This window comes from Mesorhizobium sp. WSM4833 (assembly GCF_055811095.1).
In genome coordinates, this window is sequence record NZ_JBVVQG010000004.1 from 444,708 (window position 1) to 457,045 (window position 12,338).

A 12,338-nucleotide genomic window follows, 5' to 3' on the forward strand; every position below is an offset into this window, starting at 1 on the left:
TCAGCGGTTGAAGGCAAACAATCTTGCATCCGTGTCCTCCAGCCCGTTGATCGAAGCCGGGACAATCTCGGAAGCGATCTGCGAGAAGGTGATGCCGTTGCCGCCGTAGCCCATCACTGCATGGATGCGCGGGTGGCGGGGAATGGCGCCGATATAGGGCAGGCCGGTGGTTGTGGTGCCGAACGAACCGGTCCAGGCAAAATCGGGCCTGGTGTCGAGATGCGGAAATACCAGGCCGAGCTTCTCGGCGATGCGTGTGCTCTTGTCGGCGATCAGCTCGTCGCGCCGCGCTTCGTCGACAAAATCCTCGTCCTCGCCGCCGCAAATGACCCGGCCGTCGATCGTCGTGCGCATATACAGATACGGCTCCGACGCTTCCCAGATGAACGCTGCGTCCGGCCAGAGCTTTCGCGGTTGCGGGCATGTTGCGATCGCCCATGTCGAGATGATCCGGTGGGCCGCGGCCGGCACGATCTCCACAAGTTCGTAGCCGGTGGCCAGAACAACATGTCGCGCGGTTATGGTCGGGCCATCCCTGGTCGCGACGACAACAGCTTCGGCGCTATCCTCAATCACTGTCGCTTCGACGGGGGCGTAGAAGCGAGCCTTGCGCTGAAGGGATTTCAGCAGCAGCCCAGCCGTCAGCTTACGCGGGTCGAGCGCGATGTTGCCGTGGCTGAGAATGGCGCCTTCGCGGTCGATGCCGAATGTCTCCGCCAGCGGCGCCGGCGTCAGATGGGTCGCGGCGATGCCGGCTAGCCGCCGTGCCTTGGCCTCGTCGCGCAGTTCCGACGGACCAAGTATCGTGCCAGACAGATAGAGCGACGGCGCCCGGCTCAGGCCACAGTTGACGCCGAGTTCGGCGATGCGTCCGGCGAGATTGGAGACGGCGAGCCGCGAGCGCCGCCAGGCCTGCTGCGCCGAGGCTCTGCCGACCATCTTCGAGAGCGTGGAGAGAGGCTGGTCTATTTCGAATGCCACCAGTGCGGTGGTTGCGGCCGTCGAGCCCTTCAGCGGACCGCGCCGGTCGATACAGATCACCCGATGGCCATCGGCCGTCAGCGCCTCGGCCATCATGGCGCCGCTGATGCCCATGCCGACGACCAGCACATCTGCCTTGACGTCCCGGATCAGGCCGTCCGTCGGCACCGCAGGCGCGCGATAGGCTGACCAGACGGGCTGGCCAGTTCTGAGGTCGAGTTTGCGGGGCATCGCATTCTCCGGCGGCGCGCCTTAACGCCCCGGAGCTTGTGTTGTTCCGGAGTTAGAGCGGCGAGCCGCTCTAACTCCGGTTGACGAAATTCCCAAGGGAAAGCGCTATTCGCTTTTCCCGGGAAAACCGTTTCACACTTTTCCTGGAATTTCTCCTAGACCCAGCCAGACAGTTCGCGCCGCACCATCGCCTCGATCACCGCCATCCCCTCCGCGCTGTCGTTGAGGCAAGGGATATGGGCGAAATTCTTGCCGCCGGCATGGTGGAAGGTTTCGGCCGCCTCGCGGCCGATCTCATCCAGCGTCTCGATGCAGTCGACGGAAAAGCCGGGATTGACGACGGCGATCGACTTGACGCCGTCCTGTGCGAGTTTCTCCACCGTCTTGTCGGTATAGGGTTGCAGCCATTCCTGCGCGCCGAAGCGCGACTGGAAGGTGATGATCAGTTTCCTGTCATCCCAGCCGAGCCGTTCGCGCAACAGCCGCGTCGTCTTCTGGCAGTGGCAATGATAGGGATCGCCCTTCTCGAAATAGGGTTTTGGAATGCCGTGATAGGAGGTGATGACCACCTCCGGCTCGAAATCCAGCGTCGCCAGATGCCGTTCGATCGAACGCGCCAGCGCCTCGATATAGACCGGCTCGTCATAGTAGGGCGGCACGCTGCGGACGGCCGGCGCGCGGCGCATCTTCATCAGCGCGCGAAACAGCTGGTCGTTGGCTGTTGCCGTGGTCGTCGCCGAATATTGCGGATAGAGCGGAAACGAAAGAATGCGGTCGCAGCCCTGGTCGGCCAGACGCTGGGCAATGCTGGCGGTCGAAGGGTTGCCGTAGCGCATCGCCCAGTCGACGACGACATCAGGCAGGTCGCGCAGCGCTTCGGCCAGCTTTTCGGCCTGGGCACGGGTGTAGGTGCGCAGCGGCGACTCGTTCTTTTCCCGGTTCCAGATCCGGGCGTAATTGGCGCCCGATTTCTTGGGCCGCGTGGTGAGCACAAGTCCATAGAGGATCGGATACCAGATCGCCCTGTTGAGCTCGATGACGCGCGGATCGGACAGGAATTCACGCAGATACCGCCACATCGGCTTGAAATCGGTGCCATCGGGCGTGCCCAGATTGACCAGTATGACGCCGATCTTGCCCGCCTTGACCGGCGGATGCCCAGCGGGCAACGGGCCGAGCGCTTTTGCGACCTTGGGATCGGCAGGGGTGGGAAGCGTCATAAGGGTTCTCCGGGAGACGCGAACCTAACCATCTTGCGCGCGCATTCAATGCAGCGTCTGGCCGCACCTTAAAGCGGATTGTCCGAATGGATTCAGACGACCCGCTTTAACTCTTTGTTCTATGCATGTCGTTCTCCCAAAACCGAGGTCACTTTTGGGCGACATGCATTAGCCCGAAAACAGGACGCCCGTCCGGTTTTCGGACGGGCGGTGTCATTCAGGCATATAAGCGAGCTATTTCGGCGGGATGGTCAGGGTTGCGCCGACAGGAAGCCGGCGGGGTTCGTAGCCCTTGTTGGCGCCCGAAATGACCTTCCACCTGGCGCCGTCGCCATAGGCCTTCTTGGCCAGATCCCAATAGGTGTCGCCGGCAACGATGACATGGCTGGCTTCCGCTGGCGCGGCCTCAGCAGGCTTTGCCGGCTTGGCCGGTGCCGGCGCGGCTGGTGGCGCTGGCGGGGGAGGTGCTCCTTCCGTCGATATGGCCGGTGGTGTGTTGGCGATATCGCCCGAGTTGGCCGGCAATTCAGGCATTGCCGGTGCCGCTTCGGCAGGCTTGGCGGCTTCAGCCGGTGCGGGCGCCGGGGTGGCCGGGGCCGCTTCGGCTGGCTTGGCCGGATCGGTTGCCGGGGCCGCAGGCGCCGCGGCGACGGTCGCGGCTATTTCGGTGATGCGGCCGTCGAGCTTCGGCGTGTAGGGCCGGTGGGCGCCGAGATAGTCGGCAACCACCTGTTCGAGGCCGGGGCCGTAGTCGTAGGCATTCCTGGCCTTGTCGGCAAAGACCTTGTAGCCGTCGCCGCCCTGGCGAACATAGTTGTTGGTGGCGATCAGATAGTCCTTCTCCGGCTTGATCGGCGTCCAGGCACCGCCTTCCATGACCTCCACCGATTTGACCCGGCCGGCATTGGGCGCAACGGATTTGTCGAAGGAATATTTCAGGCCGGCGACCTGGGGGAAGCGCCCGGCGCCGTCCTCGACCTGACTGAGACCGCCCTCGAGGCCGGCCACCAGATCCTTGCCCGAAATCTGGAAGGTCGCCAGCGTGTTCTGGAAGGGCAGCACGGTCAGCACCTCGCCCATGGTGACGGTGCCCTTGTCGATCGAGGCGCGCAGGCCGCCGCCATTGGAGATGACGATCTCGACGCCCTGTCCCTTGACGCGGTCGAGGATGGCGTCGGAGACGAGATTGCCCATCGCGCATTCGCGGGTGCGGCAGCTCTCGCGACTGCCGTCGATGACGTCGGTGGTTTCGGCCACTTCCCTGTTCTTCAACGCCTCGATCGGCGCCCCAAGCTCCTTGATGCGGGCGAGCACGGCCGGGTCGGGGGTGATCGACTTGTCGAGATAGATCGGGTCGCCGCTGGCCGATTTGACGACGCCATTGTCGTCGAACACCACCTTGAACTCGCCGAGATATTTCGAATAGGAGGCCGCCTGCACCACCGGCACCTTGTAGCCGTCCGGATTGTCGACCATCGTCGGGTAGGGGCCTTCCGCCTTCGGGTCGGTGTTCGACAGCAGGGAATGGCTGTGGCCGCCGACGACGACATCGACGCCCGGGATCTTGGCGATGACGTCACGTTCGCGCCTGTAGCCGATATGGGTCACGGCGATGATCTTGTTGACGCCTTCGCCCTTGAGCTTCTCGACTTCGGCAGTGATCGACTTGACGTCGTCCTCGATGGCGACGTTGGGACCCGGCGAAGCGAGATCCGGCGTGTCGTTGGTGATCGCGCCGATGATGCCGATCTTCTGGCCGCCGACCTCGACGACAACAGATGGCTTGACGCGGTCGCCGAGCTTGGATTGCGCGTTGGCCTTCACATTGGCGCCGAGCACGGGGAACTTGATCATGTCGAGGAACGGCGCCAAGGCGGCCTCGCCGTCGTCGAATTCATGGTTGCCGAGGGCCATGGCATCGAACTTCATGTCGTTGAGGAATTCGCCTTCGACCTTGCCCTTATAGGTCGTGTAGAACAGCGAGCCCTGGAAATTGTCGCCGGCGCTGAGCAGCAGCACGTTCTGGCCTTCCAGCTTCTTGCGTTCCTGGGCGATCGCGGTGATCAGCCGGCCCGCGCCCCCGATGCACTCGCCCTTGGTCTCCTCGTCCGCCGAGCAGGTCGATTCATATTTGTTGTTGCCTTCGATGCGGCTGTGCCAGTCGTTGATATGCAGGATGTTCAGCGTGTAGTCGGCAAAGGACGCGCCGGCCGACAGGCCGAGGGTTGAGGCTGACAGGGCTGCAATGGCGGCAAGCTTCTTCATCTTCGTCTCCCGGAAAGCTGATCAGAGGCCATTAGCGCTCTTGCTTGACTGGAACATAACAGCCGGCGCTTTGGCCATGTTCCCATCGCGTTCCGGATGACGCAAGCGGAATCCGGGACCCTTTGCCGGCACAAAAAAGGACGGCGGCCAACCGGCCGCCGTCCTTGGAAAACGAATGGTCGTGGGTTCAGACGCGCCGTGTCAGCACGAAATTCTGGCCGCCGGAGCTGGTGCAGTTGAGCTGGCTTGTCGACACCATCAGGCAGTTGAAGCTGACCGCGGTCTGGCGGATCAGCGAGGTGCCGTTGATCTGCACCGATGTGGCGCCGGTCATCGTGTAGCTGCCGTCGGCAAGCTTCTGACCGGTGTCGGTGGCGACCGTCGTGAAAGTGCCGCCGGCGAAAGTCGACAGGCCGGTGCCCTTGGCGTCGATCCAAGAGCCCTCGACGCCTTTCGGCGCCGCTGCCATCGGCGGCTCATTCGGGCCGCTGGTCGTGCAAGCAGCAAGCATCGTCGCGATGGCACCCGCCACGCTCATCGAAAGAATTTTGCGCGCAATAGTCATATGAAAATCCTCTCCTCTCGCATCGGCCCGAAAATCGGAATCGATTTTCGAAAAGCACGAGGCGTGCATCCAAGTTTCCAGAGCGACGTGCGTCCAAATGGACGCCCATCGCTCTCGTCCGCATCCCTTCAATCGCCCGATTTCCGGGCGATTGCAAGGCGGGGAGGTATGCCCCGTGCGGTGCTATCGAACGAGGATGTTGCGGAATTGCCACGGGTCGTCGCGGTCGAGGTCTTCCGGGAACAGTCCGGGGCGGTTATCGAGCGGCGTCCAGTCGGTATAGTAGCCGTTGACCGGTCCGAGATACTGGGACTGCACTTCCAGGCAGCGCTTGTAGTCCATCTCGTCGGCCTCGACGATGCCGGCCTCGGGGTTCTCCAGCGCCCAGACCATGCCCGAGAGCACCGCCGAGGTGACCTGCATGCCGGTTGCATTCTGGTAGGGCGCCAGCTTGCGCGCCTCGGCGAGCGACAGCTGCGAGCCGTACCAGTAGGCGTTCTTGTCATGGCCGTAGAGCAGCACGCCCAGTTCGTCGACGCCGTCGACCAGTTCGTTCTCGTCGAGCACGTGGTGCACCGGCTGAGGCTTGCCGGCGGCTCCGAACATCTCGTCCAGCGACAGCATCGCGTCGTTGCAGGGATGGTAGGCATAGTGGCAGGTCGGGCGGTACTGCACCTTGCCCTTCTTGGAACGCACTGTGAAGAAATCGGCGATCGAGATGGCCTCGTTGTGCGTCACCAGCAGGCCGTATTGCGCGCCGGGCGTCGGGCACCACGAGCGAACCCGCGTGTTGGCGCCGGGCTGCTCCAGATAGATGGCGGCCTTGGAGCCGTGCTTGTGCTTCTTGCCGTTCTTCGGCATCCATGTCTCATGCGTGCCCCAGCCGAGCTCGGCGGGCTGCAGGCCTTCGGAGATGAAGCCCTCGACCGACCAGGTGTTCCAGAACACGTCCATCGGCTTCGGCTTCTTGGCGCGCTGGGTGTCGCGCTCGGCGATGTGGATGCCCTTGACGCCGGCCTTCTTCATCAGCTTGGCCCAGCCCTCGCGGTCGTCCTGCGACGGCTCCGAAAACTCGAGGCCAAGATCGGTGGCGAGGTTGACCAGCGCCTGCTTGACGAACCACGAGACCATGCCAGGATTGGCGCCGCAGGTGGAAATCGCCGTCACGCCGCCGGGCTTGTCGTGCTTTTCCTTGAGCAGCGACTCGCGCAGCGCATAGTTGGAGCGGCTGGCGTTGTCGGCCTCGGCATCGAAATAGAAGCCGAGCCATGGCTCGACGACGGTATCGATGTAGAGCACGCCGAGCTTGCGACAGAGCCGCATCAGGTCGACCGAGCCGGTATCGACCGACAGGTTGATGCAGAAGCCCTGACCGCCGCCTTTGGTCAGTAGCGGCGTCAAGAGCTTCTTGTAGTTCTTATCGGTCACCGCCTCCTGGACAAAGGCGATGCCGCGCTCGTCGAGCAGCTTGCGGTCGGTGTCGCGCGGGTCGATGACCGTCATGCGCGACTTGTCGAACTTGAAATGGCGCTCGATCAGCGGCAGCGTTCCCCGGCCGATCGAACCGAAGCCGATCATCACGACAGGGCCGGTGATTTCACCGTAAACGGGCCAGTTTTCAGTCGCCATTTTATCGAGCACTCCTTCAAAACCCAGGAAACTGGGAAAACACACGCAAAAACCGGGCATTTTTGCCCGGCGGCCATGCGCTACATCACAGATCATTGTCACAAACCAGCGAAAAGCGCCAACCAGCGGCTACGCTGCGTTGGCTACGTGGTTAAGGCCGAAACCGTGGATGAGTGGCTCTATCCGAGCCGAAGCTAGCTCATTCGCCAAGCGCAAGCGACGCGCCCCCGTCCGTTCAACGGATTTTTGCCCTCGGCGCGGCTGTGGACGCCCGAACCACCAATTCCACGGGCAGAACGACTTGGCGGGGCGGTTGATTGTCAAGAACCATGCGGGCGGCGAGCCTGCCTTTTCCGATCACGTCTTGCGCGACAGTCGTCAGCGGAGGTGTGGTGCGCGCGGATTCAGCAGTGCCATCGAAGCCAATGACCGACACGTGGCCCGGCACCTCTATGCCGCGACAAACCGCCTCGTCGAGTATTGTGATCGCCTGCCAATCCGACATGGTCAGGATCGCGGTTGCTTCAGGCACATTGTCGAATACCACCGCTCCAGCAGATGGATCGCCGGGCGTCGTCTCGATGATCGGGACATCGTCGATCGACAAGTTCGCCTCCGCCAAACCCTGTTTGAAACCGTCGAGCCTTTCGTCATCGAGTGAGAAGCCGGCTAGAAGCGGGCGCTTTGCCTGTCCGGGCATGTGCACGATCGGAGGGCCTGGAGTCCTCCTTATGGACAGGATGGCAAAATGTCGGTGTCCCAGCCCGGTCAGATGCCGGACGGCAGCGACCGCGCCACTCCTGCCGTCGATCTTTATCGAATTGATGTCGGGACCTGCGTCGCATTCGAGAATGACGAAGGGCAGGCGCCGTCGTTGTGCCGATGTTATGAGACCGATGTCCCCGCTGTGACCAAGGATGAAGCCGTCAACGAGGGCCTCGCGGATGCTGGCGAAGCGGGTATCGTCGGTGCCGTTTACAAGGCTGAGCGTCGTTCCGGCCTCGTCGCAGGCGAGCGAAACGCCCAGCACCAGCTCGCGGCCATAGGGACTTCTCATCACCTCGGCGATGGCGTAGGCGCCAGGTGGCATGAACCCGATGGCATTGAACTTGCCATCCCGCAGCAATCGTCCCTTTGGATCGGGGCCGCCAAATCCGAGCGCTCGCGCGGCCGCTTCGACACGTTGGCGCAATTCAGGCCTGACCAGTTCCGGCCGGTTGAAGACGTTGGAAACAGTGCCCCGGGAGACACCGGCAGCCTTGCCTACGTCGGCTAGCGTTGGCATTGCGATTCACCCTTTTCCCTTCAGTTAGACCATTTTTTGGAGCGCTCCAAGAATTTTGTTGACTCGAAAATGGAAAAGGTGGATCGTATCACTTGGAGCGCTCCAAGTGTGCGTATCTGGCATTTTTTGCGACTGAAACACCGGAGATTGTCAAATGGCTTGGTCCCAACGGCCATGCCCAGGGAGGGAGTTATGGCAGAAACCAATGTTTTCCCAGCCTCGCTTATCGGTAAGACTTTCGACTGCGTTTTCGGCCCGTTCGTACCCCGGCTGACGTTTTTCTCGCCGGAGGAATTACATGTGCAGGCGTCGATCGGAGCCACCAAAATTGACGAGGTGGTCAAGATCGACATGACCAGCGTACGCCCGAACCTCGTGCTCATGAGCTGGACGGAGCAGAGCGGCAACTTCATCGTGCAGTTGCAGGATCATGAGAACGGTATCGTCCACAATTATGCGCGGCTGGCCGACGGACAGCTCTTCTGTGCCCAAGGCGCCATTCAAGCCGTTTCGCCTGGGTGACGCTCCAGCGTCGCGACCCGGCAAAGTGCGGCATCCGCTTGCGACCGGCATACTGCTGTTTCCTCGTTGAAGTACTTCGAATTACGATCTGCTGAATTGCCAGTCGATTTCTCTAATGGGGGAGTAAAATGCGATGGAACTCGCTTACGACAGTCATCTGCTTGCCCGAATTCTGCTGAGCGTCGCGACCGTGGGTTACGGTGTGGTGACGATCAAAGCCGACCTCAACGCTACCCACGCCACCAATCCGCTGTGGACTCCGCACGCCCGGTTTCACGTCGTTTGGCAGGTGCTGAGTTACACCGGAGTCGCGCTGATTGCGCTGGGGCTTATCTGGATTGGAGGGCCACTCCAAGCCGAGCGGCTCTATCTCGCCGGGGGATTGGGCGTCGCCATGTATGGAGCCTTCTTCGTGGCCATGCTCTCACGACCGATCTATGGCGGCGTGCTCTACGACGAGAACGGCTACCTGCCATTCCGACCGCCGTTCGGACCGGCGGGTTGGCGGTGGGATGTCAACGTCACCGTCTTTACCGCGATGTCCGCGATCCTGCTGTTGGGCCTGGCCGCGATTTAGGACAGCGCCAGCGCCCCGAGCCGGTCGACCAGCCGGTCGCGGTCCGCCGTCAGGCCCTTGTAGTCTAGCTGAGCGAGATCGAGCGCTTCGAGCTGGGCAGCGAAAGACGCCGCGAGCTTCGCCCGATCGGGGTGCCGCGCCAGCACCTTGAGCGGATTGAGATGGATGCGGATAGTGAACAGGATATCGCGTGCAACAGGCAGTTTTCGCAACGTCTGTCGTTCGACGCGGATGAAGGCGTGGGCGTCGATATCGCCATCGGGAAAGCGCGTCGGCCGGTTGGTGGCGCGGTCGATGCGTTGCAGGCCGGAGAGCGGATGGTAGAGCGCGTCGCCTGACTGGATCGACCAGTTGTAACGCTCGACGGCTTGCCCCTGGAGGCCGTCGAACATCCGGTTGATCAGATCGGCCGGACGCGTGCCGGGGCCGAAACCCGGAACCGGTGCGTGAATGTCATGCAGCGGCTTGCCGAACTTTTCCAGCAGCGACCAGGACGAGGGAAAGCACAGCGAGCCGGCGACCAGCCGCCAGCCGCTGTCGCCGCGGCGCATCAGGATCAGGTCTTCCTGGATGAGCTGTGAGGCCTTGGCCAGCGGCGCATCGGCGAGGGAAGCAGGCAGGCGGCTCGCTGCACCCTCCACCTCGATGCCCGATCCGGTGCGCCGATAGGTTTCGGGGAACCTCTCCATGAGATGCGCACCGAGCAGGTCGAGCACTTCCTGCTGGGCGTCCCGAGTGCCGCCCTCCTCGACGAAAACCCGCTCAGGGATTTCGGCATAGAGCCGGTGCTTCTCGGCGAGATACGGCAGCAGCTGGTCGTCGATCTCGATCCAGTCCGCCGGGTCGAGCGGCTTCAGTCCGATGGTGAAGAGTTTCGACGAGCCGTCATAAGGCGTGTGGGTGGGCAGATCGGCCAAGCTCACGCTTCCTTGAAATCGTCGAGCCCGGCGGTGGCCATCCTCGCCAGGAATTCGGTGACGTCATAGTCGGCCGCGCCCGCCTTGGCGAAAGGGTCGGCGGCCAGCCTGGCGTCGAGCACATCGCGTGGGCATTGCGCTATGATGATGCCACCGGTTCGCGGCTTCTTCGGCCCGGAGACGACGAAGATGCCGTCCGCATAGCAGGCCTTCAGCCACTCGATATGCGCCGCCTGAAGCTGGTCGATCTCGGCCAGCGGCACTTTGTAGTTCAGGGAAACGACGAACATTGTATTGGCTTCTCTCAGGCAAGTTTGGCCGGGATCAGTCCGCGCAGCGAATTGCCGACGAACAGTGCCCTGGCGGATTTCAAATCGTCCAAGCTGTAGATCGCTTCGCGGCCGCGGCCTTCATCCAGAAGCTCGGCGCGCAATACGCCAGGCAGCAGGCCGCAATCGAGCCGGGGTGTTGCCAGCACGCCGTCGCCGAAATCGGCGAAGACATTGGTGATCGTGCCTTCGCAGATCTCGCCGCGCTCATTGGCCAGGATCACCTCGTCGGCCTGGGTGATGAGATATTCGGCACGGGCATGCGTGTAGTGCTGCCGCCGGCTGGTCTTGTGGCGCAGCAGCATGTCGTGCGAATCCAACCGCGTTCTGGCCAGCCGCAGCGTCCAGACCCTGTCCGCGGCGAGCGGCTCATAGGGCTGTGCCGAGGCCGTCACCTCGCCGTCGTGCGACAGGACAAGGCGTGTGCGCATGGCAATGCCGGAATTGCTGACCGCGCTGCTCAGCGCCTCGCCGACTTTGCCCGGATCACAGCGGAAGCCGAGTTCCGCCGCCGAGCCATAGAGGCGCGCGAGATGGCGATCGAAGCGCAGGAAGCCCGAGCCGGGTTCCCAACGCATGGTCTCGATCAGCTGGAAGTCGGGGGTGTTCCCGTCGCAAAGCGCGCCTTCAGCAGACACTCCTGATACTCCTCCTCAGCCGTCGAATCGAAGACGACGCCGCCGCCGACATTGTAGACGGCCTCGCCGCCGGAAAAGAGCGAGATGGTGCGGATCGCCACGGAAAAGCGCATCGTGCCGCCGGGCGCGATCCAGCCAATGGCGCCGCAATAGGCGTCGCGGGGCGTGCCTTCCAGTTCGCGCAGGATTTCCATGGCGCGGATCTTCGGCGCGCCGGTGATCGAGCCGCAAGGAAACAGCGCCGCGAAGATCTGGCGGATCGAGAGCCCCGGCAGCAGTTTTGCCCTGACGTCGCTCACCATCTGGTGCACCGTCGGATAGGTCTCGATGCGGAACAGCGCCGGCACGTCCAGCGTGCCGACCTCGGTGATCAGCGAGATATCGTTGCGCAGCAGATCGACGATCATCCGGTTTTCGGCCTGGTTCTTCTCGTCGTTGCGCAGGAAGATCTTCTGCCGTTCGTCCTCGGCCTTCGTCGCGCCGCGCGGTGCGGTACCTTTCATCGGATGTGTCTCGATCATGCCCTTGCTGTCGATCTCGAAGAAGAGCTCGGGCGAGCGCGACAGCACGATGGGTTCACCGAGCGCGATCAGCGCGCCATATTTCACCGGCTGGCGTTCGGTCAGCGCATCGAAGGCGGCCAGCGGCTCGCCCGACCATTGCGCATGAATTGGAAAGGTCAGATTGCCCTGGTAGCAATCGCCTTGCCTGATGTGCTGGTGCAGCCGCGAGAACCGCTTCTTGTAGTCGTCGGGCGACCACGTCGCGCGGGCGTCGAAGATCGGGCCGTTGGTCGCTACCGTATTGCGCGGCGGCGCCGCCTCTTCGAGCGGCGCATCGAAGACCCCGAGGCACACGAGTGGAGCGCGGCGTCCGTCCGGCAGCAAGGGAACAAGCTTGGGTTCGAGCAGATAGCCCGCCTCATAGGAAAAATAGCCGGCAAGCCATTTGCCTGCATCGTGCGCGGCTTGCGCGGCTTCCAGTGCCGGCCCGAAATCCTCTGGCTCATGCGCCACGATGACATCGGCCGGCCGGTCGAAAACGAGCTGGCGCGCGCTTTTGTCATTGCGAAAAATTGCGGCGGGCAGGGACATGGGCACCGAATGCTGCGGTCAATGAAGCCATCAACCGCTCTATATGGGGTGCCGCCCGCGCGCAATCGAGGGAACGGCACGCTGC

Annotated in this window: 12 protein-coding genes; 2 read left to right on the forward strand and 10 right to left on the reverse strand. The window is 62.8% G+C overall.

From position 1 onward, the window contains the following. The 6 genes from AC0L2D_RS10530 to AC0L2D_RS10555 all read right to left on the reverse strand — a co-directional run bounded on the left by AC0L2D_RS10530 (position 1) and on the right by AC0L2D_RS10555 (position 8,176). Positions 1 to 1,212, reverse strand: coding sequence for an NAD(P)/FAD-dependent oxidoreductase (locus tag AC0L2D_RS10530; RefSeq protein WP_473540982.1), 1,212 nt, complete (start codon positions 1,210 to 1,212; stop codon positions 1 to 3). A 155-nt stretch (positions 1,213 to 1,367) separates the two neighbouring features. Continuing rightward, positions 1,368 to 2,432 carry a ferrochelatase gene (hemH, locus tag AC0L2D_RS10535; RefSeq protein ID WP_473540984.1) on the reverse strand — a complete coding sequence of 355 codons (1,065 nt, stop codon included), beginning with the start codon at positions 2,430 to 2,432 and terminating at the stop codon, positions 1,368 to 1,370. 234 nt (positions 2,433 to 2,666) lie between these two features. Beyond that, positions 2,667 to 4,697: a 5'-nucleotidase C-terminal domain-containing protein gene (locus AC0L2D_RS10540; protein ID WP_473540985.1), complete on the reverse strand. Its 2,031-nt coding sequence runs from the start codon at positions 4,695 to 4,697 to the stop codon at positions 2,667 to 2,669. A 187-nt stretch (positions 4,698 to 4,884) separates the two neighbouring features. Beyond that, positions 4,885 to 5,262 (reverse strand): outer membrane lipoprotein Omp10, encoded by a 378-nt coding sequence (gene omp10 / locus AC0L2D_RS10545; protein ID WP_473540987.1) that lies wholly within the window; start codon positions 5,260 to 5,262, stop codon positions 4,885 to 4,887. 183 nt (positions 5,263 to 5,445) lie between these two features. Then, positions 5,446 to 6,891 carry a homospermidine synthase gene (locus tag AC0L2D_RS10550; protein WP_473540988.1) on the reverse strand — a complete coding sequence of 482 codons (1,446 nt, stop codon included), beginning with the start codon at positions 6,889 to 6,891 and terminating at the stop codon, positions 5,446 to 5,448. Positions 6,892 to 7,126: 235 nt separating this feature from the next. Further along, positions 7,127 to 8,176, reverse strand: a complete 1,050-nt coding sequence (locus AC0L2D_RS10555; protein ID WP_473540990.1) for a LacI family DNA-binding transcriptional regulator — start codon at positions 8,174 to 8,176, stop codon at positions 7,127 to 7,129. A gap of 192 nt (positions 8,177 to 8,368) precedes the next feature. On the opposite strand from AC0L2D_RS10555, the gene AC0L2D_RS10560 reads away from it, so the two are divergent. Both AC0L2D_RS10560 and AC0L2D_RS10565 read left to right on the forward strand, forming a co-directional pair. After that, the gene (locus AC0L2D_RS10560) at positions 8,369 to 8,698 is read left to right on the forward strand and encodes a MoaF-related domain-containing protein (protein ID WP_473540991.1); all 330 of its coding nucleotides are present in this window, start codon (positions 8,369 to 8,371) and stop codon (positions 8,696 to 8,698) included. Between the two features lie 133 nt (positions 8,699 to 8,831). After that, entirely contained in the window at positions 8,832 to 9,275 is a 444-nt protein-coding gene (locus AC0L2D_RS10565; protein ID WP_127268297.1) for a hypothetical protein, read from the forward strand. Here AC0L2D_RS10565 and AC0L2D_RS10570 read toward each other — a convergent pair. The 4 genes from AC0L2D_RS10570 to AC0L2D_RS10585 are packed head-to-tail and all read right to left on the reverse strand — an operon-like array spanning position 9,272 to position 12,253. Then, positions 9,272 to 10,192, reverse strand: a complete 921-nt coding sequence (locus tag AC0L2D_RS10570) for a heme-dependent oxidative N-demethylase family protein (RefSeq protein ID WP_473540993.1) — start codon at positions 10,190 to 10,192, stop codon at positions 9,272 to 9,274. The genes AC0L2D_RS10565 and AC0L2D_RS10570 overlap by 4 nt on opposite strands. A gap of 2 nt (positions 10,193 to 10,194) precedes the next feature. Then, entirely contained in the window at positions 10,195 to 10,482 is a 288-nt protein-coding gene (locus AC0L2D_RS10575) for a YciI family protein (RefSeq protein ID WP_473540995.1), read from the reverse strand. Positions 10,483 to 10,496: 14 nt separating this feature from the next. Next, positions 10,497 to 11,159, reverse strand: coding sequence for an aminotransferase class IV family protein (locus AC0L2D_RS10580; RefSeq protein ID WP_473540996.1), 663 nt, complete (start codon positions 11,157 to 11,159; stop codon positions 10,497 to 10,499). Beyond that, positions 11,108 to 12,253 carry an aminodeoxychorismate synthase component I gene (locus tag AC0L2D_RS10585; RefSeq protein ID WP_473540997.1) on the reverse strand — a complete coding sequence of 382 codons (1,146 nt, stop codon included), beginning with the start codon at positions 12,251 to 12,253 and terminating at the stop codon, positions 11,108 to 11,110. Before AC0L2D_RS10585 ends, AC0L2D_RS10580 begins: the two co-directional genes overlap by 52 nt. Between the last annotated feature and the right edge of the window lie 85 nt (positions 12,254 to 12,338).

Coding starts and splice junctions, on each gene's coding strand:
- AC0L2D_RS10530 (WP_473540982.1), bottom strand. CDS start 1,212: ATGCCCCGCAAACTCGACCTCAGAACTGGCCAGCCCGTCTGGTCAGCC.
- hemH (WP_473540984.1), bottom strand. CDS start 2,432: ATGACGCTTCCCACCCCTGCCGATCCCAAGGTCGCAAAAGCGCTCGGC.
- AC0L2D_RS10540 (WP_473540985.1), bottom strand. CDS start 4,697: ATGAAGAAGCTTGCCGCCATTGCAGCCCTGTCAGCCTCAACCCTCGGC.
- omp10 (WP_473540987.1), bottom strand. CDS start 5,262: ATGACTATTGCGCGCAAAATTCTTTCGATGAGCGTGGCGGGTGCCATC.
- AC0L2D_RS10550 (WP_473540988.1), bottom strand. CDS start 6,891: ATGGCGACTGAAAACTGGCCCGTTTACGGTGAAATCACCGGCCCTGTC.
- AC0L2D_RS10555 (WP_473540990.1), bottom strand. CDS start 8,176: ATGCCAACGCTAGCCGACGTAGGCAAGGCTGCCGGTGTCTCCCGGGGC.
- AC0L2D_RS10560 (WP_473540991.1), top strand. CDS start 8,369: ATGGCAGAAACCAATGTTTTCCCAGCCTCGCTTATCGGTAAGACTTTC.
- AC0L2D_RS10565 (WP_127268297.1), top strand. CDS start 8,832: ATGGAACTCGCTTACGACAGTCATCTGCTTGCCCGAATTCTGCTGAGC.
- AC0L2D_RS10575 (WP_473540995.1), bottom strand. CDS start 10,482: ATGTTCGTCGTTTCCCTGAACTACAAAGTGCCGCTGGCCGAGATCGAC.
- AC0L2D_RS10585 (WP_473540997.1), bottom strand. CDS start 12,253: ATGTCCCTGCCCGCCGCAATTTTTCGCAATGACAAAAGCGCGCGCCAG.